The sequence below is a fragment of the Pseudomonas sp. GL_091 genome, assembly GCF_057837725.1.
Genome location: NZ_CM174451.1, coordinates 5,329,315 through 5,356,215, shown reverse-complemented (window position 1 = coordinate 5,356,215; position 26,901 = coordinate 5,329,315). Strand labels below are relative to the sequence as shown.

Here is a 26,901-nt window from a genome sequence, read left to right as displayed (position 1 = left end):
AGGTTCTCACACTAGCGCGTTACGTTTTGCCATCTCGATCAGTTCAACCAGGGATTTGGCTTTGAGTTTCTGCATGAGGCGCTTTTTGTAGGTGCTTACGGTCTTGTTGCTCAGAAACATGCCCTTGGCAATTTCCTTGTTTGTGCGACCTTGGGCAAAAAGTTGCAAGACCATCAGCTCCCGGTCGTTTACCGATTTGAACAGTTCCAGTTCGATACAGCGTGTTTCATCTCCGCGGACGGGGTTCAAAGCCTCGCTCGGGAAATAGTTGTAACCTGCAAATACCGCTTTTATGGCGCTGACCAGTTCACTGATGTCCTCTTGTTTGCAGACATAGCCAGATGCACCGGATTGCATGCAACGAATACCGAAAAGTGTCGGGCATTGTGCTGTCAGTACCAGCGTTTTAAGGGGGGTACTCATTGCGTTGAATCGGGATAGCACTTCCAGGCCATCCAGTTTTGGAATGCTGATGTCGAGAATGACCAGGTCTGGCATGCATTCGCGAACCATTTGCATGGCGTCGACCCCATTGTCAGTTTCGCCGACGACTTTGTAACCTTCATGTTCCAGTAACATTCGAACGGCAAGGCGGATAACCGGGTGATCGTCGACAATAAAAACGGAGTTCATAATCAAATCCCATGCGAGCTCAAATAAAGCGCGCACCATAGCTCAGATACTTGAACGGACGCATGAACTGTCCGAGCTATAGCAGCAATATAGGAAAAATCCTACAGATTAAAAGGAATGGGACTACGTATTAACTAGGTCTCTTATTAGGAAGGCTGAAAAAAGTCCAACGCTCGGGTGTGCTTTAAAAGGAAGTTGTTTATAGATTTTGCACTGTGTGTTTGTCGGCTTTTATATGTATTCTTTCTATAGTGGTGCTGAGGTCAACAAGTCTCTAAATTCAGAATGTTTCAATGGTTTTATCAAGTAACCCAATAATGGCAGCGCGTGTTCAATGGCCGTTTTTTCAAGTTCATCCAGTTCAGAGGTCGTCAGGCTACTCAGAATGATCGCCTGCCTGATCAGCCCTCTCTGGCTGGCGAACCGGACCAGATCGAGTCCCGTCAGATCGGGCAGGCATTGATCGCATAAAAGGATGTCGAACGGTTGATCGGCCTCGAGCATTTGCTGCATGGCGCTTTTGGCGCTGTCGGTGGTAGTCAGTCGGGTGAAGCCATAACTTTCCAGCAGGTATTGAGTGGCTATTAGTTGGAAGGGGTGGTCTTCCACCACGAGGATGCGTAGATCGTCTTCGGCCATGGGGCGTACTTCATCTGTCGAACAGAAGGGAGGGCGATTGTTTCGCGAGAGTGCCGGGCATGCGATCAGTTTGCTCGCCATGTGCTGTAGGGCGATTCGACGAAACTTGAGCGCTGTTGGATGTTGAAGGGGGGATCAGCCATAACGAATGCCGTAATGGCTGATCAATCGATACACCTCAGTGGCTGGCGCGGCCGGTCATTTCCAAGGCCATGTCACTGGCATAGCTGTCGGTCATGCCGGCGATGAAATCAATCATGCGCAAAAACGAAATGTGCAACGGGCCGTGGGGATCGGGTGCATTGTTACCCAGCAGGTCAAGGATGCGACGGCTCTTGAATGACGGAGTCCGACCGTTGTGCTGCTCCAGCGCGGCACCGCAAAAGGCATTGAGCAGGATTTCCAGCGTGGTGTAGGCGCCGATCTCGTGTAGGGTCTTGCGCTTGTCCTGGAAGATTTTCTTGCGGGCCATGTCCTTGGCATTCAGCACGCAACGCTTGGCGGGACCGTGCATGTGTTCCACCAGATCGCCGGGCAGTGTACCGGCCAACAGCGCCTCCTGTTGCTCGACGAAGGCGCGGGCCGCGGCATTGGTCAAGTGCTCGATGGCTTTGCCGCGCAGGATCGCCAGTTTGCGTCGACGTGAATCGCCGGGACCGAGCTGGCGGTAGGTCTCCGGCAAGTCATCGCCTACCAGACCCAGCAGCAGGGACTCGACTTCAGCGTATTCCAGCAACTCCATTTCCAGGCCGTCTTCCAGGTCGATCAGCGCATAGCAGATGTCGTCTGCGGCCTCCATCAGGTACACCAGCGGATGCCGCGCCCAACGTTGCTCCTCCAGTTGCGGCAGGCCGAGTTTATGGGCGATCTGCTCCAGCAGCGGCAGCTCGCTCTGATAACACCCGAACTTGTGTTTCTTGTAGCCCAACGAGTCGGCGTGCCTGGCCGTCCATGGATACTTCAGGTACGTGCCCAGCGTTGCATAAGTCAGTCGGGTACCGCCGTCGAACTGGTGATACTCCAGTTGAGTGAGTACCCGAAAGCCTTGGGCATTGCCTTCGAAATTCAGGAAGTCATTGCGCTCGGCTTCACTCATTGCATCCAGCCAGCCACGGCCGGCGGCTTGCTGGAACCAGTGACGGATCGCGTCTTCACCAGAATGGCCGAAAGGCGGGTTGCCGATGTCGTGTGCCAGGCAAGCCGATTGCACCACCATCCCCAGGTCGCCGGGTTCGCACCAGTCGGGCAGGGCGCTGCGGATGGTTTCGCCGACCCGCATGCCCAGTGAGCGACCCACGCAACTGACTTCCAGTGAGTGGGTCAGGCGCGTATGAATGTGATCATTGCTGGACACCGGATGGACCTGGGTCTTGCGCCCGAGGCGACGGAAAGCCCCCGAGAAAATGATGCGGTCGTGGTCTTTGTGAAAAGGGCTGCGGCCGAGCTCTTCAGGGCTGTGCAGAGGTTTTCCAAGGCGTTCGCGGGTAAGCAGGGTGTGCCAATCCAAGGCGGGGTCTCTCCGTCAGGTGACTGATGGCCTAGCTTCCCGGTTCGCGCCATGACCTGCAAGCGGAACTACAACCTGGCGGCGTCGATATCGAGGCCTCCTTGCAAGATTTTTTTTGGAGGGTGCCTGTTGACCGGGTAGGCGCACAGGATTGCACCCCTCGATAGAGGGGGGCATCCCGTCGACATGGCAAGAATACAGCCAGAAAAAGCTGATCAGTCTTTGCGTGAGGAGCCCTGCATGATCAGTTTGATCAGCGGCCCCAGTGTGGTGCCGAGGCGGATCAGCTGGGTCAGGCTGCTGAGGCCGCCACCGTTCTTCGCACCCTTGCCGGTCAGAAAGCCCAGCAAGGTGACAGCGGCCACGCCCCAGAGTGGAGCGTGCTTGATGCCGAAGCCGTCCTGCAGGTTTTGCGTCATCCCGCGCACCCGTTGCAAGGGTTGCAGCAGTTGCGCGGACTCGTGGCGGATTTCCTGACGATGCATTTCCATGCGCAGGCGGATCAGGGCCTTGCGCATTTCCGCGCGCGAGCTGTTGTGTGGTAGTTCAGGCAGGCTCATGGCAGCAGGCGCTCCCTATCGTTGGCCAGCTCTTCCAGCGTGCCATTGAAGGGCGAGGACTCATCGAAAATCGCCGCTCTCAAGCGCATTCCACAGAATATGGCGGCGAGGGAGTAGAACACACAGAGCCCGATGATGGCGGTCAGGCGATACGTGTCCCAGAACACGATAAGCACCAGCGTCGACAAACCCACCAACAGCAGCAACGCAAACACCAGGGCCAGGCCGGCAAACAGCAACAGGCTGACGGTGCGGGCTTTTTGTTCCTGCAATTCGATGCCGAACAGTTCGACATGGCTGTGCAGCAACCCAAGGAAGGCAGCACCCAGGCGCCGCGATGAGGAGCTTGCTCCCGTCACGGACGGGCCAGATTCACCGATCGCCATATCAGCGCCGGCTTGCCAGCAGGCCGATCAGGAAGCCCACGCCGGCCGCGATCCCGACGGATTGCCAAGGGTTGGCCTGGACATAGTCTTCCGTGGCAGTGACAGCCGCCTTGCCGTGTTCGCGCAGGGAGTCTTCGGTCAGTTTCAGGGTTTCACGGGCACGCAACAGACTGTCGTGGATCTGCTCGCGCAACTCGTCGGCCTGATCGCCGGCCAGGTTCGCGGTGTGCTCCAGCAAGCGTTCGGTGTCACTGACCAGTGTCTGAAAGTCGTTCATCAGGATTTCTTGAGCAGTCTTTGCCTGGGGGCGGGCCATGGTGGATCTCCTTAAGTGGCTTTCTGATGCGTTCGAGTATGAGCCTTCGGCGAAGGTTCAGTACAAATGACTGGTACAACTTTTGCTGGGTCGTGGTGCGCCGGTTCGCACCATTGCGCTATTGCCGGGCATGATTTCAGTAAAACCGTAGGACCAACAATCAAAAACTCGCGTAAACGTCCGGGGCGCGTTTTTCCTGGGCGGCGTCCGTGCGCCAAAGTGGTTCAACGAGATCAGTGCGCTGATGTCCTGAAGCTGCAACTTGGTGCATGGGCAGCCATCGCGAACTGCTTTGGTGCTTTTTTCTGCCATAAGGTCTGCCCATTCCATGGAAAATCTGCAAAGCGCTGTGGACACCCTGGTCCATAGCTCCAACACGCTGTTCATTCTGATCGGTGCGGTCATGGTTCTGGCCATGCACGCCGGTTTCGCCTTTCTTGAAGTCGGAACCGTGCGACAGAAAAACCAGGTCAATGCGTTGTCGAAAATCCTCAGCGACTTCGCTGTTTCGACACTGGCCTACTTCTTTATAGGCTATTGGATTTCTTATGGCGTGACGTTCATGCAGCCAGCGGCCGTGCTCAATGCCGACCATGGTTATGGACTGGTGAAGTTTTTCTTCCTGCTGACCTTTGCCGCGGCGATCCCGGCGATCATTTCCGGAGGGATCGCCGAGCGCGCGCGGTTTGTTCCCCAGCTGTGTGCAACCGCGTTGATCGTCGCGTTCATCTATCCGTTCTTCGAAGGCATTGTCTGGAACGGCAACCTGGGTTTGCAAGCCTGGTTGCTGGAGCGATTCGGCGCCGGTTTCCATGATTTCGCCGGCTCAGTGGTGGTGCATGCCATGGGCGGTTGGCTGGCACTGGCGGCGGTGCTGTTGCTCGGGCCGCGTAATGGCCGCTATCGCGACGGTCGGCTGGTCGCGTTCGCGCCATCGAGCATCCCGTTTCTGGCGTTGGGCTCGTGGATCCTGATCGTTGGCTGGTTCGGCTTCAACGTCATGAGCGCGCAAACCCTGCAAGGTGTCAGCGGACTGGTGGCGGTGAACTCGTTGATGGCCATGGTTGGCGGTACGGTGGCGGCGCTGATTGTCGGGCGCAACGACCCCGGCTTTCTACATAACGGCCCGTTGGCGGGGCTCGTGGCAATCTGTGCCGGTTCCGACCTGATGCATCCTGTGGGGGCGCTGGTCACCGGTGTTGTTGCGGGGGCGCTGTTTGTCTGGTGCTTTACCGCGGCCCAAGGCAAATGGCGCATCGACGATGTGTTGGGTGTGTGGCCGTTGCATGGCTTGTGCGGCGTGTGGGGCGGCGTTGCCTGCGGCATTTTCGGCCAGACCGCTTTGGGCGGGCTGGGCGGAGTCAGCTTGATCAGCCAGTTGATCGGCACGGCACTGGGCATCACTGTGGCACTGGCCGGCGGGTTTGCGGTGTATGGCGTGATCAAGGCGCTGCATGGATTGCGCCTGAGTCAGGAAGAGGAGTATTACGGCGCGGACCTGTCGATCCACAAGATTGGCGCCGTGAGTCAGGACTGACAAGGGTCTCTTTATCGTCGGTGGCATCAGGGCAGGGGGCTCAATGACTCGACGGTTTTTCGGGGCAGGCCTAGAATGGTCACTTCATTTTCTGGTTGAGCGCTCATGCTTCCCGAATGTCAGCTGTTCGGCACCCTTGGATGCCATCTCTGTGAAGTAGCCGAAGCCATGTTGATGGAGTTCGTCGAGCGCGGCCTGCTGGTGGAACTGGTGGACATCACTGAGGATGAAACATGGTTCGCAGCCTACAGCCTGCGTATTCCGGTGTTGCGACGAGTCGATACCGGTGCTGAACTGGGCTGGCCGTTCAGTACCGATCAGGTGGTGGCGTTCCTGCGTTGAGCGGCTCTTGCGCTGGCGGTATGTCCCGCCTGTCGAACTTTGCTATTGATCCCCTTGGCTTATTCGGTGTTGATCGGATACTGTATGCGTATACAGTTATTCGCGGTGCCTGCCTTGCCGTTCCTGATTTTCGGGAGTGAGCAGGCAAGCCCGGGCGTCAGAGGGATGAATCGTGGTCAATGTCGAACAGTTGAAGAACAGCGTGAACCGGATGTCTGCAGACGTCGTGCGCGAGGCTGTCCTTGAGTTGCGTCTGGATGGTCTGGTGACCGAGGGGAAAACACCCTTCAACAAAACGCATTTCAATACCTGTTTCGCAGAAATCGAAGCCTTGTTTCAACGCGCGGGTTATCACCGGCAACTCGATGTCGTGGGTTATCAGGGATTGTTGTACGCCCTGTATGACCCTGCCCGCTGGGAGGCAGTCGATGTGCTGCGCTGGCTCAAGGAGTACACCGAAGCGGCGGCGCGCACACAGATCCCGGCTTGAGGAATCTTCTCTAGGCTCCTTCCCCCTGCTGTTGGATAATGCCGCCCTGCACTGAGGGTTAGAGCTTTCGTATGTCCACTTCATCTTTTTCCGCGGCACACAGTCAGGCCAGTACGCTCTACTTGCCACCAGGCTCGTGGCAAACCGTTGTCGATTGCCTGTGCGAGCATTTCAGCGCCATCGGTCGTGAACAATGGCTGGACAGAATCGCCCGTGGCCGGGTCCTCGATGGGCAGGGCATGCCGATTGCCCTCGATCTGGCCTACAGGGAAGGTTTGCGGATTCATTATTTTCGCGAAGTGCCGGATGAAAAGCCGATCCCGGTGATCGAGTCGATCCTGTACGCGGACGAGCATCTGGTGGTGGCCGACAAACCGCATTTCCTGCCCGTGACGCCGGCTGGCGAATACGTCGAACAGACGCTGCTCAGGCGCTTGATCCGTCGCCTGGACAATCCGCACCTGGTGCCATTGCATCGTATCGACCGGCATACCGCAGGGTTGGTGCTGTTTTCCGCCAATCCGCAGAGTCGTTCGGCTTATCAGTCGTTGTTTCCAACCCGGCAGATCGAAAAGCGCTACGAGGCCATCGCGGCGCCGTTGCCTGACCTGGCTTTCCCGTTGGTGCATAAAAGCCGACTGGTCGATGGTGAACCGTTCTTCCGCATGCAGGAGTGGCCAGGGGCCAGCAACACCGAGACTGCGGTCGAAGTCCGGGAGAAACAGGGGGATCTCTGGCGTTATGGTCTTTACCCGGTGACGGGCAAGAAACACCAGCTGCGGGTACATATGGCGGCGTTGGGAGCCGCTATCTGCAACGACCCGTTTTACCCCGAGGTGCTTAAGGACGCGCAGGATGACTACGCCAATCCTTTGAAACTGCTGGCTCAGGGCCTGAAGTTTATCGATCCGGTCACGGGGCAGGAGCGAGAGTTCGAGAGTGAAATCACCCTGCAATGGTGATTAATAAGCAACTCTGAAGCGCTGTCCTTCAGGTATGAAAAAGCCCGCATCAAGCGGGCTTTTCTGTATCCGGCAGTGCCAGGATTACAGCTCTTTAACGGTACGAATCTGGTCTTTGTTGATGCGGGTCTGTTTGCCGTCGAGCTGTTCGAATTCGTAGAAACCGGAATCCTTGTCGAACTGTGGCGTGTCGACGGCCTGGATTTCGCGACCGTCATTCAAGGTGATCACCGTAGGCGATGCACAACCGGCGAGAGTGGCGAGGCCGAGTGCGAGCATGAAAGTGGCGAGGGTCCGTTGAGTCATGTGTGTGTCTCCGAATAAGAAATCTTTGGTTACTGAACTTGAGACGTGAACCGTTTTCGCAAGTTCCTGATTAATCTCAGTCTGACACAGTGTCATGACCGCTTAAAAGTTCCGGCGTGTTGAGGTTTGCCAGCCGAGGGTCCTTGTCGGGGCATTGCAGCGCGGTTGCGCCGAGCTTGCGCATCAACCGGCCAGGGCTGCGCTCACCTTCGTTCCAGGCATTTTCAATTGCTGCCCTGTGTAGCACAGGAATCACACACAACAACGGTTCCCAGTGGTCATCATGGCGCACCATCAGCGGCTTGTCCGGATGCAGGTTGGCGGCCTCGCGCATATTGCCGATCAGCGCCGCATCGATGCCCGGAACGTCACAGGGCAGTACCAGCAGATGGCTATGGCGAGCAGCTTTCAGGCCTGCGCGAATACCGGCCAGCGGCCCGGGGAAGTCACCTTCATCATCGTGGACCAACTGGTCGGCGTAGGGAGCGTACTTCTCAAGGTTGCGATTGCAGGAGATGATCAGGTCATCGCTCAGCGGGCGGGTCTTGCGATGCAGATGCGCAATCAGCGGTTCGCCCTGCCAGTCCAGCAACCCTTTGTCCCGACCACCCATACGTTGGCCGCGACCGCCCGCCAGGAGCAGAATGGAGCAGGGTGGCAATTGTGAATTCGTGGTCATGGCAGGCCTCCATGGGGGCGGCGAAAAAACGGAGCGCTGTGATATAACACCGGGCTGTTTCTCCTACAACTGGACGAGCCTATGAAAGCCAAGGCTGATGTACCTTTCGCACCGCTGAATATTGCAGTGCTGACTGTCAGCGATACCCGCACACTGGAAACCGACACCTCAGGTCAGGTCTTTGTCGACGGCTTGACCGCTGCCGGTCATTACCTGGCAGCCCGGGTGTTGCTCAAAGATGACCTCTACAAAATTCGCGCGCAAGTCGCCAACTGGATTGCCGACGATGTCGTGCAGGTGGTGCTGATCACCGGCGGCACCGGTTTTACCGGGCGTGACAGCACGCCGGAAGCCGTCGGCTGCCTGCTGGACAAACAGGTTGACGGATTTGGTGAACTGTTCCGCCAGATCTCGGTTGCCGATATCGGCACTTCGACCGTTCAGTCCCGGGCGTTGGCCGGTCTGGCCAACGGCACGCTGGTTTGCTGCTTGCCGGGCTCGACCAATGCAGTGCGCACCGGTTGGCACGGCATACTGGCCGAGCAGCTGGATTCGCGGCATCGGCCGTGCAATTTCGTACCTCATTTGAAACAGGCAGCGCCTTGTGATTCCCGTGGGTAAGCCTGGCAAGTCTGGCAGTCTGATGCCTGTCGAGCAGGCGTTGGCGCGCTTGCTGGAAATGGCCGAGGCCTCAAGGATTGTCGAGCGTGAACGCTTGCCGTTGGCGCAGGTACAGGGGCGCGTACTGGCTGAAGATCTGGTGTCGACGCTTGATCTGCCGCCCTGGCCCAACAGTGCCATGGACGGTTATGCCTTGCGCATGGCTGACTGGACGGGAGAGCCGCTGGTAGTCAGTCAGAAGGTGTTTGCCGGTCAGGCCCCCGATCCGTTGCAGCCAGGAACCTGTGCACGCATTTTCACCGGGGCGCCTGTTCCCGCCGGTGCCGATTGCGTCGAAATGCAGGAGAACGCCGAGGTTCAGGCCGATGAGCGAGTACGTTTCACTCAAGCCTTGACCCCAGGTCAGAACATCCGTCCGCAAGGCCAGGAAACCACCGTCGGTGAGCTGATTCTGCCAGCAGGTACGCAGCTGGGGCCGATCGAACAAGGATTGGCTGCCTCCTTGGGATGCGCTGAGCTCGAGGTGGTTCGCAAGGTGCGTGTGGCAGTGCTGTCTACCGGCGACGAATTGATTGAGCCGGGGCAGACACTGGGGCCGGGACAAATCTACAACAGCAACCGGGTGTTGTTGTGTAGCTGGTTGCTGCGTTTGGGGTGTGAGGTCGTCGACGCGGGAATTCTGCCGGACAATCTGGAAACCACTCGCTCCCGATTGGGTGAGTTGAAGGATGTCGACCTGATCCTCTCGACCGGTGGCGTATCGGTAGGAGAAGCCGATTTTCTGGGCATCGCCTTGCGTGAAGAGGGCGAATTGACGTTATGGAAACTCGCCATCAAACCCGGTAAACCGCTGACGTTCGGGCATTTTCGCGGTGTACCTGTGATTGGCTTGCCGGGCAATCCGGCATCGACCCTCGTGACCTTTGCGTTGTTGACCAGGCCCTATCTCTTGCGTCGTCAGGGTGTAAAAGATGTTGAGCCGCTGAAGGTGCAGGTGCCGGCAGGGTTTGACTGGCTCCAACCCGGCAATCGGCGTGAGTATTTGCGCGCACGGCTGGAAAACGGCAGGGCGACGATCTACAAAAACCAGAGTTCCGGTGTGCTGCGCAGCGCTGCCTGGGCTGATGGACTGGTAGAAGTCCTGGAAGGTCGCACGCTGGTTCAGGGCGAAAGCGTTTACTTCATTCCGTTGAGCGAAGTCCTGAGCTGATAGCTACAACGGCTTTGTCACACAAGACCCGGTTGATTGAACCGGGTCTTGTGTCGATGGCAACTCAATGCGCCAGAAACAATGAAATAACCTGTTCGAAACGGCTGTTGGCGATCCAGCCAAGGAGGCCGAGGATCACGGCTGTTCCGCCGGCGGAATAGGCAAGCCTGTGTTTGATGGATTTGACGTCACCCCGGACTTCGTCCATGTCCCTGCGTATGTGCTTGAGGTGTGTTTCCAGCTCGGTGACGCGAGGTTCCATATCGACTTCTCCCGTGGTTTTTGTGCTGTTGCTGCATTCAGCTCGATGGCCTGCAGTTTTATTATCCGTGAGCGGCAAGACCGAAATGGCCGGTGATGCGAGGTTTTGGCATTGCATGGCACGTCCTTGTGATGTCCTGCAGCCCAAGGTCTACCAATTCAGATTTGTGGTCAATTGAGCCGATTCCTCACGTTTTGTAAGAAAAATCCTGCCGTGTGGGGGGATCAAGACTGTCCGACTGGAAGTAATTCGTTTTCTTGCGACTTTTAACGGGGGGGCTTCTGGCGTCGACAGCATGTTTATTCGTGCGCGCCTGCCCTGGAAGGGGACAACCTGCGTTTTTCGGTTCGCCCAGCGGCGTTACTCGTGCATCTGCCTGACGATTCGCCGCTGTTACGTGCCGGTGAACTGCCTAGTCATCAAGGCTGATGATTTGTTCGCGCACGGCAAACAGCACCAGGCCGGCGACATCGTAGATCTGCAGACGCTTCATGATCTGCGAGCGGTGGGTTTCGACGGTCTTGACGCTCAGCCCCAGGCCGTTGGCGATCTCTCGGGTGGATTTTCCGCGAACGATCAACCGCAGGATTTCCAGCTGACGTGCCGTCAGGTTGTGCGAGTCGGCAGGTTCGGGTTGGTGCTTCTGGTTTCGGGTCAGCGCTTGGTTGATCACCGTGTGGGCAATGGCCGGGCTCAGATAGCGCTCGTTGTTGCGCAAGGCCTCCAGCGCGTGTTCGAGTTCGGTCGCCGTGGTGTCCTTGAGCAGGTAGCCATGGGCTCCGGACTCCAGCGCCCGCATGATCAGGGCCGGGTCGGTGTGCATCGAGAGGATCAGGACCTTGCTCTGCGGGCGCACTCGCTTGAGCTGCTGCAAGGCTTCGAGGCCGCCGGTCTGGCGCATCGAAATATCCAGCAGGACAATATCCGGGGACAGATGCTCGACCATTTCCAGCAACTGCGAGCCGTCACTGGCCTCACCGATGACGGCATAGCCGGGCAGATCCATTACCAGGGCGCGCACGCCAGCCCTGATCAGCGAGTGGTCATCCACCAGTAGTAAATTACAAGTCAATGCATAACCTTATTCGAACTGGCCCGTTCGAGCGCACGGGGCGCCCAGGGAAAAAGAGCTTCGATTTGAGTGCCTTTGCCCGGCTCGCTGGTAACGGTCAGTGTGCCGCCCAGTTGATCGATCCGTTCCGACATCCCGGCCATACCGCGTTGCCCTTCACGAGCTGGGTCTGTTGCGGGCGCAAAGCCCTGACCGTCATCGCTGATCTGCAACTTCATGCCTTGGGGCAGGCGCTGCAGGCACACCAGCAGATTTTTGGCCAGGGCATGTCGCAGGATATTGGTGACCGCTTCCTGGGTGATACGGAAAGCCGCCACGGCCATTTCCTCCGGTATGCCGGTCAGGCGCTGCTGGCATTCCAGGCTCCAGTGCACCGGGGTGTTGGCCAGGGTCTTGAGCAGGTGTGCCCGCAGACTGGCTTCCAGACCGAGGCTGGTCAACTGCCGGGGATTGAGAATGGCGGATACGTCACGAACTTTGGTCAGGGTTTCTTCCAGCGTGTCACAGAGGACCGAACATTGCTCCTGGAGTTCTTCGGGCATCCGGCGTTTGAGCCAGTCACTTTGCAGTTTGGCGGCGGTCAGCAATTGACCGATGTCGTCATGCAGTTCCCGGCTCAGCCGGTGGCGCTCGTTTTCCTGAACCTGCAACAGTCGGTCGGCCAGTTCCTGAGGCTGGAACTTGATGGATTTGCGCGAGAGGCAGTACTGCACGGCAACACTGGTCAGCGCCGCAACGTTGAGTACCAGCAATGACAGGGGCAACGGGATGGACAAGACATAGATCAGTAGACTGCCGAGGGTCGAGCAGGCGCATAGCAACAGCGTGAATGTGCGTGCATATGCTCGCAAAGGTGGCCACATGGCGGTTGACTTGAGGCTGGCGTGCATAGCGGATGGAGCCAATGGATGTTCGCTGCGGGCTGGCCGGTCATGCTGGCTGACAGGCCCCTGTTTTTAATGTGGAGCGCCGACTTCAACGGGATGTACTTTTTGTTGGAGAGTTCAGCTCCGAACCGGAGCGAGCTGTATCCGGCTGAATCCACACTGCCATTAATTGGCGTCAACTAACAGGCGGCATAGTAGCACTTAAGATACCGTTGGTCGCGTCCGTATGTATGTCCGAAAAGTCAGGAGTCCAATCGTCTGGACGACGGTTCCATAATGGAACAAGTTGGTTGTTGCCGTCGCAAAATACCGATTGCTCCTGGGTTTTGTTGTTGATACCAGGCAATGTCCCGGTCAAGACCCGCGCGCAATTGTCGATGGGCAATAGTGGTTGTTAATAGATGTCGCTTATAGCTATGAAATATTCATCTGCGACATGTGCGCACTCAAGTTACAGCGCGGTATTGATAACCAGAACACGCCATATGGCATGGTTTGGCAAGTTCAGGCCTGTCGTTCCGAATAGGATACGAGGGTGAACGGCCTGGAGTTGACCGGTGGTCGAAATCGGCTTTGCCCGACCTGAAAGGCAAAGGCTTCGATCAGGGTGACCTGCTCGCTGTCGTCGAGACTGAGCTGTCCGGTGGACTGGTCGATGAGTTCGAGTTGCCAGGCAATCAGGGTCAGGCAGTCTTTCAGGGCACTCAGCGCCTCGTCATGCAGGCTCATGGTGTTCTGGGCGTGGTTCAGCAGGCCATGAATATGCAGAGAAAATTCAGACACGGCCGCCAACGCCAGGGCATCGGCCTTGTTGGCCAGCTTGAGCAGTATGCTGAGCATGCAGTCGATGGCGTCCTTGTCATTGCTGATCAACTGCAGATGACTCAGGCATTCCTCGGTTTTAGCCAGGAGTGTTTCAGCTTCGACGAGAAACTCGGGGAGCCGCTGGGCCCACTCTTTACGGTCGTTCGGCATACTTATCTCCACAACGTCATTTCAAATGAGGGGGATATGGTGTGTGTCGACAAGGGCGGTCGGGACCCCGGCATTGCCGAGTCGTCGGGTGAACGAGCTGCGGCTGGCCCGGAGGCAGGCTGGGGAACACGAGAGGGTGGTTGGCCACTGACTTGCGATCGCACACAAAAGCCTGACTCCGTTCATGCAATGAGAATGGCGTCACATTAATGGCTATTGGATATTGCGAATATCAGGTTGCACCTGATTGTTGATAGGGGAATCCCTTACACAGGGGAACTTTTCGCGCGAACCAGGGTCGCGTGACGCAGAAGTGCAGCAGATGGAATCACGGTGCCAGTAAAGCATGATGTTAATATGACATCAATGCCCGGGCGTGGCATTTTAGAGAGGGTCAAGCTTCGGCAAAAACAGCCGATAACCTTCCTTAAGTGGATTCATCCGAACAACACCAGGAGTCATTGATGGCCGGCATTCTCGACACGGTAGACCAACGCACGCAACTGGTGGGTGAGAATCGCCTGGAAATCCTCATGTTCCGGCTCGCCGGACGGCAATTGTTCGCGATCAACGTCTTTAAAGTGCAGGAAGTCTTGCAGTTGCCAAAATTGACGCTGATGCCGCAGCGCCATCCTTTTGTGTGCGGCGTGGTCAATCTGCGTGGCCAGACCCTGCCGGTGATCGACCTGTCCCAGGCCATTGGCATGCGCCCGTTGGTGCCGGGGCCTGGCAGCACGATTATCGTCACCGAATACAACCGTTCGGTGCAGGCCTTCCTGGTCGGTGGCGTGGATCGGATCGTCAACATGAACTGGGAAGCCATCCTGCCGCCACCGAGCAGTGCCGGCCGCCAGCACTACCTGACGGCCATCAGCAAGGTCGATGATCAATTGGTGGAAATCATCGACGTCGAAAAGGTCCTGGCCGAAATCGTCCCGTACAACGCCAAAGTCTCCCGCGACAAGCTCGATGATCCGGTGCTGGAACGTGCCCGTGGCCGAGAGGTGCTGCTGGTGGATGACTCGAACGTGGCCCTGACGCAATTACGCGATACCCTGGGACAGCTCGGCGTGAAGATGCACATCGCCAGCGACGGGTTGAAGGCCTTGAACATGCTCAAGGCCTGGGCCGATACCGGCGTACACATGACCGACAAACTGCTGATGGTCTTCACCGATGCGGAAATGCCGGAAATGGATGGCTATCGCCTGACCACCGAGATTCGCAACGACCCGCGCCTGCGTGGCTTGTACGTGGTGCTGCACACCTCGCTGTCCGGCAGCTTCAACGACTCGATGGTGAAAAAGGTCGGCTGCGACAATTTCCTCTCCAAATTCCAGCCGGACAAACTCGTCGACGTCGTGCGCCAGCGCCTGATGCTTGACGAAGTACCGGCCTGATCAGGCCTGCACAACCTGTGGGAGTGTTTGCTCGTCAGCCTTTGATTCGGCCGTAAAGCTCGTATAGGGTGGGGTTTTTATCTACTAGGGAGCTGGCCATGTTGCGTCTGAGCGCGCTGTATCGTTATCCGTTGAAGTCCGCCAAGGCCGAGACCTTGCAAGCGATCGGTCTCGATAAACTCGGGCTGGACGGCGATCGCCGCTGGATGCTGGTGGACGAGGCCAGCGGGCGCTTCCTGACCCAGCGTGCGGTGGCGCAGATGAGCCAGTTGTCGGCTTTGTGCAATGCCGAAGGCAGCTTGACCCTCAGCGCGCCCGGCCATTCGCCGATCGATATTGCCTTGCCTGGTAACGATGCAGAACTGCGTGGCGTGACGATCTGGCGCGATACCTTGCGAGTCCCCGATGCAGGCGATGAAGCAGGGGCCTGGGTCAGCCAGTTCATTGGAAAACCGACTCGCCTGGTGCAAGTGCCGCTGGATCGGGCGCGGATGACGGAGGCCGGCTACGGCAAGGATGACGACCAGGTGGCGTTCGCCGATGGCTATCCGCTGTTGCTGATTGGCCAGGCCTCTCTCGAGGACTTGTCGCAACGGGTCGGGCGTCCGTTGGAAATGCTGCGTTTCCGACCAAACCTGGTGATCGAAGGCAGTGAAGCGTTCGCCGAGGACGGTTGGAAGCGTATCCGTATCGGCGAGGTCGAGTTCCGCGTGGTCAAGTCCTGTTCGCGCTGCATCCTGACCACCATCGACCCGCAAACCGGGGAGCGCAGCGACGACCGCGAACCCTTGGCCACTTTGCAGAAATACCGTTCCCAGGCGGACGGCGCAATGTTCGGCCAGAACCTGGTCAACGACGGCAACGGTCGACTCGAAGTCGGCATGCCGGTGGAGATCCTCGAGTAATTTTGCGCAGAATAAAAAATGCCCGTGTCGAAAAACACGGGCATTTTTTATTGCGGCGACTTTTTTGGTTGAGGCCCCGCAGGCTTAGCCGCGGTATTCGCACAGGTAAGCGGTGTCGACGGCAACTTTCAGCTGGAACTTGCTGTTGGCCGGCACGTTGAACTGGCTGCCGGCAGCGAAGGTTTCCCAGTCGCTGCTGTCGGGCAGTTTGACGGTCAATGCGCCGCTGACCACGTGCATGATTTCACGCTGGCTGGTGCCGAATTCGTACTCGCCCGGAGCCATGACGCCGATGGTCGCTGGACCTTCTGCGGTGCCAAAGGCGATCGACTTGACGGTGCCGTCGAAGTACTCGTTGACTTTAAACATGGGCGATTCCTCGAAAAGGGCTAAAAAGGGCCGGCCAGTATGCACAAGGCCCCGAGTGTCGTCACCTGTCTAAAGCGGAAGAACCAGCGGCAGCAGGCGTGCGGTATTGCGCGCATCTTCCAGCGCCCGGTGTTGCTGGCCGGTGAACTGCAGGCCGGCCAGTTGCAGGGCGCCGTTGAGCCCCAGCGGGCGTTCCAGGCGTCGGGCCTTGGCAAAGCGCTGTTTGAGGTTCATGTGCGGCACGTTGGCCAGCATGCTGGCGAGTCCCAACTGCTGCCAATCCTGGAGCAGTTGTTTGCGATCGTAATCGCCCCAACTGGCCCAGCCTTCAAGTCGTGTGTGGTGTTGGCCGAGCCAGCGTTCAAACGCCGGCCAGACTTCGCCCAGCGGTTGCGCGGCATCGATGTTGGCTTGGGTGATGTGCGTCAGCTCGCGGCAAAACGGCGTCAGCAACGGCCGCCGCAAAGGCCGGACGAAGCGCTGGAACTGGTCCAGTTCGCGTCCTTTGCGGTCCACCAGGGTGGCGCCGATTTCAATGATTTCCATATCCGTTACGGGCCAACCCCCTTCATCGGTGGTGGCCTCCAGATCAATGACCAGCCAATGAGGCATTGCAGGGTTCCTGGTATCCGCGTCCTGATAGGCTTTGAGCGTAGCCAAACCCGGCGGTTCCGCCTAGCGGCTTATTCGACCTCCAACAGAATCTGCCGGTTTTTCACCTGATCCCCGATTTTGACTTGCAAGCGTTTCAGAACACCGTCGATGCCCGACTTCAATGGGTGCTCCATTTTCATCGCCTCCAGTACCACCAGCAGTTGGCCCTTGGTCACCTGGCTGCCTTCGTTGACCAGGACGTCGACAATCGCGCCGTCCATCGGCGCCTTGAGGGTGCCAGAGCTGACACTGGCCTGGCCGGTAACTTGCGCCTGGGTGCGATCCACGAACTGCAGACTGCCCGGCCGGGTAAACAGCCAGAGACGCCCGGCCTCCAGGCGATAAGCGTGGCGTTGGCGAACGCCTTCGATTTCGAGGGTGGCCCAGCGTCCGTCGCTGTGGATGATCTTCAGTTCGAGGCTGCGCTCGGCGACCTGAATGCGCAACGGCTGGCCCGGGATCGCCTGCAACGCTACCGGCCAGTCCTGATCTTCAAGGCCGATGCGATAGTGCAGCGGCACGCTGGCGTTGTTGCGCCAACCGCAAAGTGGGGCCGGGTGAGCCTGTGCCGCTGCCTGATAGAACAGGGCGGCGGCGATGGCCAAGTGGTGTGTGCTTGGGGTTTCGGGATGCAGGCAGGCGTGGTCGGCGAAATGCTGCGCGATGAAACCGGTACTGAAATCACCGCGGGCGAACTGCGGGTGTTCCAGCAGGCTGGCAAGCAGGCACTGATTGCTTTGCAGGCCGAGCAGCACGCTGTCTTGTACCGCCCGCAGCAGTTTGCGCCGGGCTTCTTCGCGGGTGGCACCGTGGGCGATGAGCTTGCCGAGCATCGGGTCGTAGAAGGGACTGATGACCTGGCCTTCGATCAGGCCGTGGTCGATCCGTACGCCGTCCTGCAATGCCGGCTCCCAGGCCACGACGCGCCCGGTTTGCGGCAGGAAACCCTGGGCCGGGTCTTCGGCATACAAGCGCACTTCCATGGCGTGGCCCGTGAGTTGCACCTGTTCCTGGCGCAAGGGCAGCGGTTGCCCTTCGGCGATGCTCAACTGCCAGGCCACCAGGTCCAGCCCGGTGATCAGTTCGGTCACCGGGTGTTCCACTTGCAGCCGGGTGTTCATCTCCAGGAAATAGAACTGCCCGCGCGCATCCAGCAAAAACTCCACGGTGCCCGCACCGACGTACTTCACCGCTCGCCCGGCCTTGAGCGCCGCTTCGCCCATGGCCTGGCGCAGCTCAACGGTCATCACCGGGCAGGGGGCTTCCTCGATGACTTTCTGATGCCGGCGCTGTACCGAACAATCGCGCTCGCCGAGGTAAATCAGGTTGCCGTGCCGGTCACCGAACAACTGGATCTCGACGTGACGGGGTTCGACCAGTGCCTGTTCGAGGATCAGTTCGCCGCTGCCAAAACCGTTCAGGGCTTCGGAGCGCGCGGTGCGAATCTGTTCCAGCAAATCGCTGGCGTCGTGCACCAGGCGCATGCCGCGTCCACCGCCGCCAGCGCTGGCCTTGATCATCAACGGATAGCCGATGCGCTCGGCTTCGCGGCTCAGGGTGGCGTCGTCCTGCCCGGCGCCTTGATAACCGTTGATGCACGGCACACCGGCTTCGATCATGGCGATCTTCGACAGACGCTTGCTGCCCATCAGTTCGATGGCCTCGGGGCTGGGGCCGATGAAGGTGATGCCGGCGTCCCGGCAGGCAAGGGCAAACCCGGCGTTTTCCGAGAGGAAACCGTAGCCCGGATGGATCGCATCCGCGCCCGTGCGCCGGGCCGCGTCGAGGATGGCCGGGATGTTCAGGTAAGACTGTTGCACCGGGGCCGGACCGATGTTGACCGCCTCGTCGGCCATCTGCACGTGCAGTGCATTGGCGTCGGCGTCGCTGAACACGGCGACCGTGCGATAGCCCAGCGCCTGGGCCGTGCGCTGGATGCGGCAGGCGATTTCACCGCGGTTGGCGATGAGGATTTTTTTGAGTCCGGGCATGGGTTGTTCCCTTGGTTTTGCGATGTCTGTTCGGGCCTCTTCGCGAGCAAGCCCGCTCCCACAGGGGAATGCATGCCAGTGTGGGAGCGGGCTTGCTCCGGGCGGCGTTCCGACGAAGCTTCTAAATGGCCCATCCCGGTTTGCGCTTTTGCACGAAGGCCATCGTTCCCTCGATGCCTTCGGCTCCGGTCACTGCCTCGCTGAACCATTCAGCCGCTTGATCAAGCAACTCATCCGACGGCTGTCCGGCACTGGCCAGCAACAGTTTTTTGGTCATCGCATTCGCCCCCGGCGCACAACACAACACATGGGCCAACACCTCATCGAGACGTTCGGCCAGGGCCTGCGGATCATGCTCGACAAAATGCACCAGCCCCATGCGCCGTGCCTGGTGACCATCAAAACGCGCCGCCGTCAGGGCCAGACGCCGGGCCTGGGTCAAGCCGATGCGCTGCACCACGAACGGCGCGATCTGCGCAGGCAACAGGCCGAGGCTGGTTTCCGGCAGGCCGAATTGCGCCTGGTGATCGGCCAGGGCGATATCGCTGACACAGGCCAGGCCGAGACCTCCGCCGAGCACCGCCCCCTGCAGCACCGTGATCACCACTTGCGGTGCGTGTTGCACCTCCTGCAATAGCGCACCGAACACCCGGTTCAAATCCCGGTGCGCAGTCGAGCCTTGAGCGCGGGCATTGGCCATGTCCTTGAGGTCGCCGCCGGCACAGAAGTGCCCACCGACGCCGCCGATCACCAGTGCGCGAACCCCTGGTTTATCGCGTACCGCGGCCAGCACCGAGCGCAATTCGGCGACCATTTGCAAGCTCATCGCATTGCGGCATTCCGGGCGGTTGAGGGTGATGTGCAGCACGCTGTTGTGCAGTTCCAGCAGCAAAGTCTGGCAAACCGGCAGGTTGTTCATTTCTTTTTCCCCGGCAGAATGCCCATGAGTTTGCAGATGATCCCCAGCATGATTTCGTCGGCGCCGCCGCCGATCGACACCAGCCGTACATCGCGGTAAGCCCGGGCCACCGGGTTGTCCCACATGAAGCCCATGCCGCCCCAGTATTGCAGGCAACTGTCGCTGACTTCGCGGCCCAGTCGCCCGGCCTTGAGCTTGGCCATGGAGGCCAGGCGCGTGACGTCCTGGCCTTTGATGTATTGCTCGGTGGCCTGATAGACCAGCGCCCGCAGGCATTCGATTTCGGTTTGCAGTTCAGCCAGGCGGAAGTGGATCACCTGATTGTCGATCAGCGCGTTGCCGAAGGTTTTGCGCTCCTTGCAGTATTCGATGGTGCTGTCGACGCAGTACTCCAGGCCCTTGATCATGTTGGCCGCGCCGAACAGGCGTTCCTCCTGGAACTGCAGCATCTGCATCATGAACCCCGCGCCTTCATGACCGATGCGGTTGCGCTGCGGTACGCGCACGTTGTCGAAAAACACTTGGGCGGTTTCCGAGCTGCGCATGCCGAGCTTGTCCAGGTGCGAGCTCAAGCTGATGCCCGGCGTGTTCATCGGCACCATGATCAGCGACTTGTTGATGTGCGGTTTGTCGTCCGAGGTGTTGGCCAGCAGGCAGATGAAGTCGGCGCACGGCGAGTTGGTGATCCACATCTTGCTGCCGTTGATCACGTAATCGTCGCCGTCCTTGCGCGCCGTGGTTTTCAGCCCGGCGACGTCGGAGCCTGCGCCGACTTCGGAGACGCCGATGCAGCCGACCTGCTCACCGCTGATGGCCGGGCGCAGGAATTCGTCCCGTAGTTCATCGGAACCGAAACGTGCCAGCGCAGGCGTGCACATGTCGGTCTGCACGCCGATGGACATCGGAATGCCGCCGCAATGAATGGTGCCGAACTCTTCGGCGGCGACGATCGAATAGCTGTAGTCGAGCCCCATGCCGCCGAATTTTTCCGGTTTGGAAATGCCCAGCAAGCCGAGGTCGCCGGCCTTGCGGAAGATTTCGTGGATGGGGAAGCGCCCGGCCTTTTCCCATTCCTCGACGTGGGGGTTGATCTCGTGCTCGACGAACTGGCGAACGGTGCGGCGCAATGCTTCGTGTTCCTGGGTGAAGATCATTTTTATTGTTCTCCTTGAGCGGGCCTAGAGCCGGGCTATGCCAAAACTGTTGGCTTGCAATGGCCGCACCTGGGCCTCGTGACAGATATCCAGCAGATAACCAAGCAAGGTCCGGGTATCGCGCGGGTCGATCAAACCGTCGTCCCAGAGGTTGGCGCTGCCGTAGAGCGCCGTGGACTGGCTGTCGAGTTTCTGCGCGGTGACCTGTTCGAGCATGTCGAGCATTTTCGGATCGGGCACCAGGCCGTCCTTGGCCTGTTTGGCCTCGGTGACGATGCGCAATACTTTGCCCGCTTGCGCGCCGCCCATCACGGCGGTACGGCTGTTGGGCCAGGCGAAGATGAACCGCGGGTCGAGGCCGCGACCGCACATTGCATAGTTGCCCGCGCCGTAGGAGCCACCGACGACGATGGTCAGCTTCTGCACCCGGGCGTTGGCCACCGCCTGAATCATCTTCGCGCCGTGCTTGATCACGCCTTGCTGTTCCGATTCGGTGCCGACCATGAACCCGGTGGTGTTGTGGAAAAACAGCAGCGGCGTCTGGCTCTGGTCGCACAGCTGGATGAACTGGGCGGCCTTGCTCGCACCTTTTGGCGTGATCGGGCCGTTGTTGCCGATGAAGCCACAGGCGCGGCCCTGAATTTTCAGATGACCGCACAGGGTCTGCTGATCGAACTCGCCCTTGAATTCAAGAAAGTTCGAAGCGTCGGCGAGACGGGCGATGATTTCGCGCACGTCGTAGGGTTTTTTCGGGTCATCCGGGATCAGGCCCAGCAGTTCGTCGATGGGGTAGAGCGGTTCCTCCCAGCGACGCTCGGGGAGTGGGGGCAACTGCTCGTTCCACGGCAATAGGCTGACGATCTCGCGTACCTGGCGCACACCGTCGGCGTCGTTTTCAGCCAGGTATTCGGCGGTGCCGGCGGTTTGTGCGTGCATCTCGGCGCCGCCCAGTTCTTCATCGGTGGCGACTTCGCCGGTGGCGGCCTTGAGCAATGGCGGGCCGGCGAGAAACAGCTTGGCCTTACCGCGCACCACCACCACGTAATCCGACAGCCCCGGCTGATAGGCACCGCCCGCCGTGGCAGAACCGTGCACCACGGTGATCTGCGGCAACCCCATGGCCGACATTCGCGCCTGATTGGCAAAGCTGCGCGCGCCTTCGACGAAAATCTCCGCCGCGTAATTGAGGTTGGCACCGCCGCTTTCGGCGAGGGTGATCACTGGCAGTTTGTTTTCCATGGCGATCTGTTGCAGGCGCAGGGACTTTTTCAAGCCGCTGGGGGAGATGGTCCCGCCCTTGATTGCGCTGTTGTTCGCCACCACCAGCACGCGCACGCCGGACACATAGCCGATGCCGGCGATCAAACCGCCACCGGCGGAGCTGCCATCCTTGTCGTCGTGTAGCTTGTAGCCGGCCAGGCTGGCCAGTTCGAGAAACGGCGCGCCGGGGTCCAGCAGCAGATTGAGGCGCTCGCGAGGCAACAATTGGCCGCGTTTTTCGAACTTCGGCCTGGCTTCGGCAGCCTTGTTCAGCAGGTTCTGTTCAAGCACGCGAACTTGCTCGATGGCGCTCAGCATCGCCGCACGGTTCCGGGCGAACGGTTCGCTGTGGGGATCGAGTTGCGACTGAATCACCGGCATGGGTTATTCCTTGTCCTTCAGCACGTCGGGAAGGTACGCGCGGTGAAAACCGTTGTACGACTCGCTGTTGGTCGCCTTGTGGATCGGCCAGGCACGGCCGCCGAGGCTGGCGGCGCCGTCGATGCGCAAGGTGCTGCCGCTGACGAACGCCGCGGCGGGGCTGAGCAGGAAAACAATCGCCGCGCTGACTTCCGATTCGGTGCCGATGCGCTTGAGCGGCACGTGTTCACGCAGGGTCGGGATCACGGCCTTGAAGGCGCCTTCGTAGGTGTCCATGCCGCTGGAGGCAATCCACCCCGGTGCCACGGCGTTGACCCGCACCCCGGCATGACCCCATTCGTACGCGGCGGTCTTGGTCAGGTTGTCCATGCCCGAACGTGCCGCGCCGGAGTGGCCCATACCCGGCATGCCGCCCCACATGTCGGCGAGCATGTTGACGATGGCGCCGCCGTGCTTGTTCATGGACTGGTTGAACACTTCCCGGGCCATCAGGAAACCGCCCACCAGATTGGTGCGCATCACGGTTTCGAAACCCTTCTGATTGATCGAGGCCAAGGGCGACGGGTACTGCCCGCCTGCGTTGTTGACCAGGCCGTGAATGGGGCCATGCTTGCGGATCAATTCGCTGACCAGGTGCTGCACCAATTCTTCCTCGCGGATATCGCAAACCGCCCAATCGGCCTTGCCGCCGTCCTCGGCGATCTCCGCCGCAACGGTTTTGAGCTTGTCGGCCCTGCGCCCGACAAGCAGCACATGGGCACCGAGGGCCGCCAGTTCGTGGGCGGTGCAGCGGCCGATGCCAGTGCCGCCCCCGGTGACGATGATGTTTTGACCGGCAAACAAATCGGCTTTGAAAATCGAATCGTAGGCCATGACGGCAATCCTCTAGTTGAACTGGTCGGCGATGCGCTGCGGCACCGGGATCTGGATTTCCAGCAGCTGCTGGGCGAAGGCCTTGCCTTGCGGATCGATGCGCAGGCTGGCGACACCGCCGCCGCCGAGGGCGTTTTCCAGCAGGAAATTCAGGCTGTGGCTGGCGGGCAGGTACCAGCATTCGACCCGTCCGTGGATTGGATCGAGGACGTGGCCCATCCAGTCGACGATCACTTCCGGGGTCAAGGCTTCGGCAATCCATGGCAGGAATTCGGGCGCGCGGGCCATGACACCGATGTTGCTGTGGTTGCCCTTGTCGCCAGAGCGGGCGACCGCCAGTTTGACCAAGGCCACGCTGGCGTCGGCCAGGCCAACCGGTTTCGGTGGTGCGAGCGGGGCTGGCAGGTCCAGCGGGTCGAGCACATCGAGGGCGGGCAGGGCACACGGTTGGCGCCGGCCCATGAAATCAATGTCCAGCGTGCAGGCGGTTTTGTCGATCAGGAACGAGAACAGCCGGATCAGCGGATACACCGTCGGCCGGCCACCGACAATGCCGGTCAGCCCTGGCGCCATGCCGGTGGCGGCCTGGGCGATTTCCCGGGAGAACACGATCAATGCCTGCTTGTCCGGATGGCGCACCGCGAGTTTGATCACCACTTCGCGGCTGTCCTGACGCTGGCCGTGGGGACCGTAGGTGGCCTCGCTGCCCAGCAACTCGATACTCACGTCGCTGTAGGGTGCCCAGCCGCGCTGGCGGAACATTTCCGAGGTCTTGTTGATGATCGCATCACCGACCCGCCGGGCCTTGTCGACGGCATCGATGCCGGCGATCAGGCAACTGGCGGTGCAGCGAAAACCATCGGGGTACGTGGCGCTGACCTTGTATTGAGCCGTTGGCGGCAGGCCTTTGGCGCCGTGCACCTGCACCGCGTTCTTGCCCTGTTGCAGCAGTTTGACCTGAGTGAAATCGCACACCACGTCGGGCAGCAGATACGCCCGCGGGTCGCCGATTTCGTACAGCATCTGTTCGCCCACCGTCAGCGGCGTGACCAGCCCGCCCGTACCTTCGGGTTTGCTGACGATGAACTGGCTGTCGGCGCTGACTTCGACGATGGGAAATCCGATGTGTTCGTAGTCGGGCACGTCGCGCCAGTCGGTGAAGTTGCCGCCCGTGCACTGGGCGCCGCATTCGATGATGTGCCCGGCCAATGCCGCCTGGGCGAGCTTGTCGTAGTCGTGCCACGACCAGCCGAATTCATGCACCAGCGCGGCGCTGACCACCGCACTGTCGACCACGCGCCCGGTGATCACGATGTCCGCCCCCAGGCGCAAGGCTTCGACAATGCCGGGTGCGCCGAGGTAGGCATTGGTCGAGACGCACATCGATGGCAGGGGCGCGCCGCTGAACATTTCATGAATGCCCAGGTTGCCCAGCTGTTTGAATTGTGGCTGCAGGTCATCACCCAGCAGCACGGCGATCTTCAGCGCCACCCCGGTCTTGTCGCAGGCCGCTTGCAGGGCGGCGGCGCAGGCTTGGGGATTGACCCCGCCAGCATTGCTGATGACCCGGATGTTTTGCTGCGCGAGCTGCGGCAGCAAGGGCGTGAGTACTTCGATGAAGTCGCCCGCATAGCCGGTCCGGGGATCTTTCATCCGCGCGCCGGCCATGATCGACAGGGTGATTTCGGCCAGGTAATCGAAGACCAGATAGTCCAGATGCCCGTGTTCCACCAGTTGCGCGGCAGCGGTCGAGGTATCGCCCCAGAAGGCGCTGGCGCAACCGATGCGAATTGTTTTAGGCGCAGTCCATTCCATAACCACCTCCAACCGAAGTGCGTCGACATTACCAAGCAAGCGCTTGGTTTGTAAATGACTTCATTTTCTTCTGCCCAAGCGCTTGCTTGGTTGCATCCATGCGCTTAAATTGCCCGCGCAACCCCGCTGTTTTCGGGGGATCGGCGTTACTGATTGATCGACTGTAGGAGAGAATGGGTGGACGAGCAAAAAGCCCTGAGGGTCATGCGCCAATTGGTCGACGACGGCCAATTGACCGACCCGGACAGCGCCCGTGGCAAGCTGCTGCAAGTGGCGGCCCACCTGTTCCGCAACAAAGGCTATGAACGCACGACCGTGCGCGACCTGGCCGGTGCCGTGGGCATTCAGTCCGGGAGTATTTTCCATCACTTCAAAAGCAAGGACGAAATCCTGCGCGCCGTGATGGAAGAAACCATACGCTACAACACCGCGTTGATGCGTGCGGCCATCGCCGAGGCCGGCAATGTGCGCGAGCAGGTGCTGGCGCTGATCCGGTGTGAATTGCAGTCGATCATGGGCGGCAGCGGTGAGGCCATGGCCGTGCTGGTCTACGAATGGCGCTCGCTGTCCGAAGAGGGCCAGGCCAAGGTCCTGGCGCTGCGGGATATCTACGAAGACATCTGGCTGCAAGTACTGGGCGAAGCCAAGACCGCCGGTTTTATCCGCGGCGATGTGTTCATCACCCGACGCTTTCTGACGGGCGCATTGTCCTGGACCACCACCTGGTTTCGCGCCGACGGCAGCATGAGCCTCGATCAGTTGGCTGATGAGGCGTTGATTCTGGTGCTGGAAGACCGGCAATAAGCTTGTGTTGGCCAGCATTAAACTGGCTAACTGGACGAAACCGCCTAGCTTGAATGCATTGATGTTGTTTTATTGGGGAGTGGGGTCGTTTTGATGGGTTCGCCAATTCGGTCAGCCTCGCGGCTGTTGCTATCGATGTTTGCGGCATCAACGATGATGCCGTCCCAGGCTGCGCAACTGGTGCGCATTGGTGCCGCGCACTTTCCGCCCTACACCGTGCGCCCGGAATCCGGGGCCGATACCGGGTTGTTGCCGCAACTGGTCGAGGCCCTGAATGCATTGCAAAGTGACTACCAGTTTGTCCTGGTGCCCACTTCCATTCCCCGGCGCTTCGGTGACTTCAAGCAGGGCCGGGTCGACATGGCCATCTTCGAAAACCCCGCCTGGGGTTGGGAAGAGATCCCCCACACGGCCGTCGACATGGGCCTGGAGGACGCTGAGATTTTTGTTGCGCAACGCCTGCCCGATCGACAGCAAAGCTATTTTGCCGACCTGAACGGCAAGCGTCTGGCACTGTTCAGCGGCTATCACTACGAGTTCGCCAACTTCAATGCCGACCCCCTGTACCTCGCGAAAAACTACAACGCCACGCTGACCTATTCCCATGACAGCAATCTGCTGATGGTATTACGCGACCGGGCCGACATCGCCCTGGTCACGCGCTCCTACCTGAGCGATTACTTCTTGCGCAATAAAAAAGTCGCCGATGAATTGCTGGTGTCCCAGCGCGTTGACCAGATCTATCACCACTACGCCATTCTGCGTCCGACCGCGCCCATCAGCGGCGAGGCCTTCGGCAAGTTGTTGCAAGGCTTGCGGGACAACGGCCAGATGCTGAAGATTTTCGACCCGTACAAGATTGCGCTGGTGCCGGCGATCCGGGAATAAGGCGACATTGCAGGATGGATACGTTTTTGACCGCGCCATTCGTCGAACAAGTTCTTTTTTTAGAGCAAAACTGTCAACTTTGACAGTAGCCACAACCTTCTTGC

The 26,901-nt window shown here is 59.5% G+C and carries 30 protein-coding genes; 10 read left to right on the top strand and 20 right to left on the bottom strand.

Going from position 1 to position 26,901, the window contains the following annotated elements:
* Positions 1–6: 6 nt before the first annotated feature.
* The 6 genes from AC3ITY_RS24275 to AC3ITY_RS24250 all read right to left on the bottom strand — a co-directional run bounded on the left by AC3ITY_RS24275 (position 7) and on the right by AC3ITY_RS24250 (position 4,041).
* Positions 7–633, bottom strand: a complete 627-nt coding sequence (locus AC3ITY_RS24275; protein ID WP_008002663.1) for a response regulator transcription factor — start codon at positions 631–633, stop codon at positions 7–9.
* Positions 634–879: 246 nt separating this feature from the next.
* Entirely contained in the window at positions 880–1,272 is a 393-nt protein-coding gene (locus AC3ITY_RS24270; RefSeq protein WP_489305468.1) for a response regulator, read from the bottom strand.
* Positions 1,273–1,450: 178 nt separating this feature from the next.
* Positions 1,451–2,779 (bottom strand): deoxyguanosinetriphosphate triphosphohydrolase, encoded by a 1,329-nt coding sequence (locus AC3ITY_RS24265; protein WP_489305467.1) that lies wholly within the window; start codon positions 2,777–2,779, stop codon positions 1,451–1,453.
* A gap of 215 nt (positions 2,780–2,994) precedes the next feature.
* Positions 2,995–3,339: a hypothetical protein gene (locus tag AC3ITY_RS24260; protein WP_489305465.1), complete on the bottom strand. Its 345-nt coding sequence runs from the start codon at positions 3,337–3,339 to the stop codon at positions 2,995–2,997.
* Positions 3,336–3,725: a phage holin family protein gene (locus tag AC3ITY_RS24255; protein ID WP_489305463.1), complete on the bottom strand. Its 390-nt coding sequence runs from the start codon at positions 3,723–3,725 to the stop codon at positions 3,336–3,338. The genes AC3ITY_RS24260 and AC3ITY_RS24255 overlap by 4 nt, the downstream gene beginning before the upstream one ends.
* 1 nt (position 3,726) lies before the next feature.
* On the bottom strand, positions 3,727–4,041 hold the full coding sequence (locus tag AC3ITY_RS24250) for an ElaB/YgaM/YqjD family protein (RefSeq protein ID WP_489305461.1): 315 nt from the start codon (positions 4,039–4,041) through the stop codon (positions 3,727–3,729).
* Between the two features lie 328 nt (positions 4,042–4,369).
* Here AC3ITY_RS24250 and AC3ITY_RS24245 point away from each other — a divergent pair, with 328 nt between their 5' ends.
* From AC3ITY_RS24245 to AC3ITY_RS24230, 4 genes are all read left to right on the top strand, one after another.
* Positions 4,370–5,578: an ammonium transporter gene (locus AC3ITY_RS24245; protein WP_489305459.1), complete on the top strand. Its 1,209-nt coding sequence runs from the start codon at positions 4,370–4,372 to the stop codon at positions 5,576–5,578.
* 105 nt (positions 5,579–5,683) lie between these two features.
* Positions 5,684–5,920, top strand: a complete 237-nt coding sequence (locus tag AC3ITY_RS24240; RefSeq protein WP_489305457.1) for a glutaredoxin family protein — start codon at positions 5,684–5,686, stop codon at positions 5,918–5,920.
* Positions 5,921–6,092: 172 nt separating this feature from the next.
* Positions 6,093–6,410: a hypothetical protein gene (locus AC3ITY_RS24235; RefSeq protein WP_008020364.1), complete on the top strand. Its 318-nt coding sequence runs from the start codon at positions 6,093–6,095 to the stop codon at positions 6,408–6,410.
* Positions 6,411–6,481: 71 nt separating this feature from the next.
* Positions 6,482–7,372, top strand: a complete 891-nt coding sequence (locus tag AC3ITY_RS24230) for a pseudouridine synthase (protein ID WP_489305455.1) — start codon at positions 6,482–6,484, stop codon at positions 7,370–7,372.
* Between the two features lie 84 nt (positions 7,373–7,456).
* On the opposite strand, the gene AC3ITY_RS24225 is transcribed toward AC3ITY_RS24230, so the two are convergent.
* Positions 7,457–7,678, bottom strand: a complete 222-nt coding sequence (locus AC3ITY_RS24225; protein ID WP_090457042.1) for a YgdI/YgdR family lipoprotein — start codon at positions 7,676–7,678, stop codon at positions 7,457–7,459.
* A 76-nt stretch (positions 7,679–7,754) separates the two neighbouring features.
* Complete coding sequence (mobA, locus tag AC3ITY_RS24220; protein ID WP_489305453.1) at positions 7,755–8,357, bottom strand: molybdenum cofactor guanylyltransferase MobA; 603 nt, start codon at positions 8,355–8,357, stop codon at positions 7,755–7,757.
* A gap of 81 nt (positions 8,358–8,438) precedes the next feature.
* Here mobA and moaB point away from each other — a divergent pair, with 81 nt between their 5' ends.
* Both moaB and AC3ITY_RS24210 read left to right on the top strand, forming a co-directional pair.
* Complete coding sequence (moaB, locus tag AC3ITY_RS24215) at positions 8,439–8,978, top strand: molybdenum cofactor biosynthesis protein B (protein ID WP_489305452.1); 540 nt, start codon at positions 8,439–8,441, stop codon at positions 8,976–8,978.
* Positions 8,962–10,188, top strand: coding sequence for a molybdopterin molybdotransferase MoeA (locus AC3ITY_RS24210; RefSeq protein ID WP_489305450.1), 1,227 nt, complete (start codon positions 8,962–8,964; stop codon positions 10,186–10,188). The genes moaB and AC3ITY_RS24210 overlap by 17 nt, the downstream gene beginning before the upstream one ends.
* A 64-nt stretch (positions 10,189–10,252) precedes the next feature.
* Here the strand turns inward: AC3ITY_RS24210 and AC3ITY_RS24205 are convergent, their stop codons facing one another.
* The 4 genes from AC3ITY_RS24205 to AC3ITY_RS24190 all read right to left on the bottom strand — a co-directional run bounded on the left by AC3ITY_RS24205 (position 10,253) and on the right by AC3ITY_RS24190 (position 13,384).
* A complete protein-coding gene (locus AC3ITY_RS24205) occupies positions 10,253–10,567 on the bottom strand; it encodes a hypothetical protein (protein WP_223449143.1) in 315 nt (104 codons plus the stop codon).
* Between the two features lie 295 nt (positions 10,568–10,862).
* Positions 10,863–11,522, bottom strand: coding sequence for a response regulator transcription factor (locus AC3ITY_RS24200; RefSeq protein ID WP_489305448.1), 660 nt, complete (start codon positions 11,520–11,522; stop codon positions 10,863–10,865).
* Entirely contained in the window at positions 11,519–12,412 is an 894-nt protein-coding gene (locus tag AC3ITY_RS24195) for a sensor histidine kinase (protein WP_489310986.1), read from the bottom strand. The genes AC3ITY_RS24200 and AC3ITY_RS24195 overlap by 4 nt, the downstream gene beginning before the upstream one ends.
* Positions 12,413–12,913: 501 nt before the next feature.
* The gene (locus tag AC3ITY_RS24190; protein WP_489305447.1) at positions 12,914–13,384 is read right to left on the bottom strand and encodes a hypothetical protein; all 471 of its coding nucleotides are present in this window, start codon (positions 13,382–13,384) and stop codon (positions 12,914–12,916) included.
* A 464-nt stretch (positions 13,385–13,848) separates the two neighbouring features.
* Here AC3ITY_RS24190 and AC3ITY_RS24185 point away from each other — a divergent pair, with 464 nt between their 5' ends.
* Entirely contained in the window at positions 13,849–14,784 is a 936-nt protein-coding gene (locus AC3ITY_RS24185; RefSeq protein ID WP_489305446.1) for a chemotaxis protein CheV, read from the top strand.
* Positions 14,785–14,882: 98 nt separating this feature from the next.
* On the top strand, positions 14,883–15,689 hold the full coding sequence (locus AC3ITY_RS24180) for an MOSC domain-containing protein (RefSeq protein WP_489305445.1): 807 nt from the start codon (positions 14,883–14,885) through the stop codon (positions 15,687–15,689).
* An 84-nt stretch (positions 15,690–15,773) separates the two neighbouring features.
* Here AC3ITY_RS24180 and ppnP read toward each other — a convergent pair whose 3' ends face one another.
* The 8 genes from ppnP to AC3ITY_RS24140 all read right to left on the bottom strand — a co-directional run bounded on the left by ppnP (position 15,774) and on the right by AC3ITY_RS24140 (position 25,105).
* Positions 15,774–16,058, bottom strand: a complete 285-nt coding sequence (gene ppnP / locus AC3ITY_RS24175) for a pyrimidine/purine nucleoside phosphorylase (protein WP_007940055.1) — start codon at positions 16,056–16,058, stop codon at positions 15,774–15,776.
* Positions 16,059–16,127: 69 nt separating this feature from the next.
* Entirely contained in the window at positions 16,128–16,670 is a 543-nt protein-coding gene (locus AC3ITY_RS24170) for a 3'-5' exonuclease (protein WP_223456895.1), read from the bottom strand.
* Positions 16,671–16,741: 71 nt separating this feature from the next.
* A complete protein-coding gene (locus AC3ITY_RS24165) occupies positions 16,742–18,703 on the bottom strand; it encodes an acetyl/propionyl/methylcrotonyl-CoA carboxylase subunit alpha (RefSeq protein WP_489305444.1) in 1,962 nt (653 codons plus the stop codon).
* 121 nt (positions 18,704–18,824) lie between these two features.
* Positions 18,825–19,622 carry an enoyl-CoA hydratase/isomerase family protein gene (locus AC3ITY_RS24160; protein WP_489305442.1) on the bottom strand — a complete coding sequence of 266 codons (798 nt, stop codon included), beginning with the start codon at positions 19,620–19,622 and terminating at the stop codon, positions 18,825–18,827.
* On the bottom strand, positions 19,619–20,776 hold the full coding sequence (atuD, locus tag AC3ITY_RS24155; RefSeq protein ID WP_489305441.1) for a citronellyl-CoA dehydrogenase: 1,158 nt from the start codon (positions 20,774–20,776) through the stop codon (positions 19,619–19,621). Before atuD ends, AC3ITY_RS24160 begins: the two co-directional genes overlap by 4 nt.
* 24 nt (positions 20,777–20,800) lie before the next feature.
* Positions 20,801–22,417: a geranyl-CoA carboxylase subunit beta gene (gene atuC / locus AC3ITY_RS24150; protein WP_489305440.1), complete on the bottom strand. Its 1,617-nt coding sequence runs from the start codon at positions 22,415–22,417 to the stop codon at positions 20,801–20,803.
* A gap of 3 nt (positions 22,418–22,420) precedes the next feature.
* The gene (locus AC3ITY_RS24145) at positions 22,421–23,290 is read right to left on the bottom strand and encodes an SDR family oxidoreductase (protein ID WP_489305439.1); all 870 of its coding nucleotides are present in this window, start codon (positions 23,288–23,290) and stop codon (positions 22,421–22,423) included.
* Positions 23,291–23,302: 12 nt separating this feature from the next.
* The gene (locus AC3ITY_RS24140; protein ID WP_489305437.1) at positions 23,303–25,105 is read right to left on the bottom strand and encodes an acyclic terpene utilization AtuA family protein; all 1,803 of its coding nucleotides are present in this window, start codon (positions 25,103–25,105) and stop codon (positions 23,303–23,305) included.
* Between the two features lie 177 nt (positions 25,106–25,282).
* Here AC3ITY_RS24140 and AC3ITY_RS24135 point away from each other — a divergent pair, with 177 nt between their 5' ends.
* Both AC3ITY_RS24135 and AC3ITY_RS24130 read left to right on the top strand, forming a co-directional pair.
* Positions 25,283–25,909, top strand: a complete 627-nt coding sequence (locus tag AC3ITY_RS24135) for a TetR/AcrR family transcriptional regulator (protein ID WP_218494478.1) — start codon at positions 25,283–25,285, stop codon at positions 25,907–25,909.
* 93 nt (positions 25,910–26,002) lie between these two features.
* On the top strand, positions 26,003–26,797 hold the full coding sequence (locus AC3ITY_RS24130) for a substrate-binding periplasmic protein (RefSeq protein ID WP_489305435.1): 795 nt from the start codon (positions 26,003–26,005) through the stop codon (positions 26,795–26,797).
* The last annotated feature ends 104 nt before the right edge of the window (positions 26,798–26,901 follow it).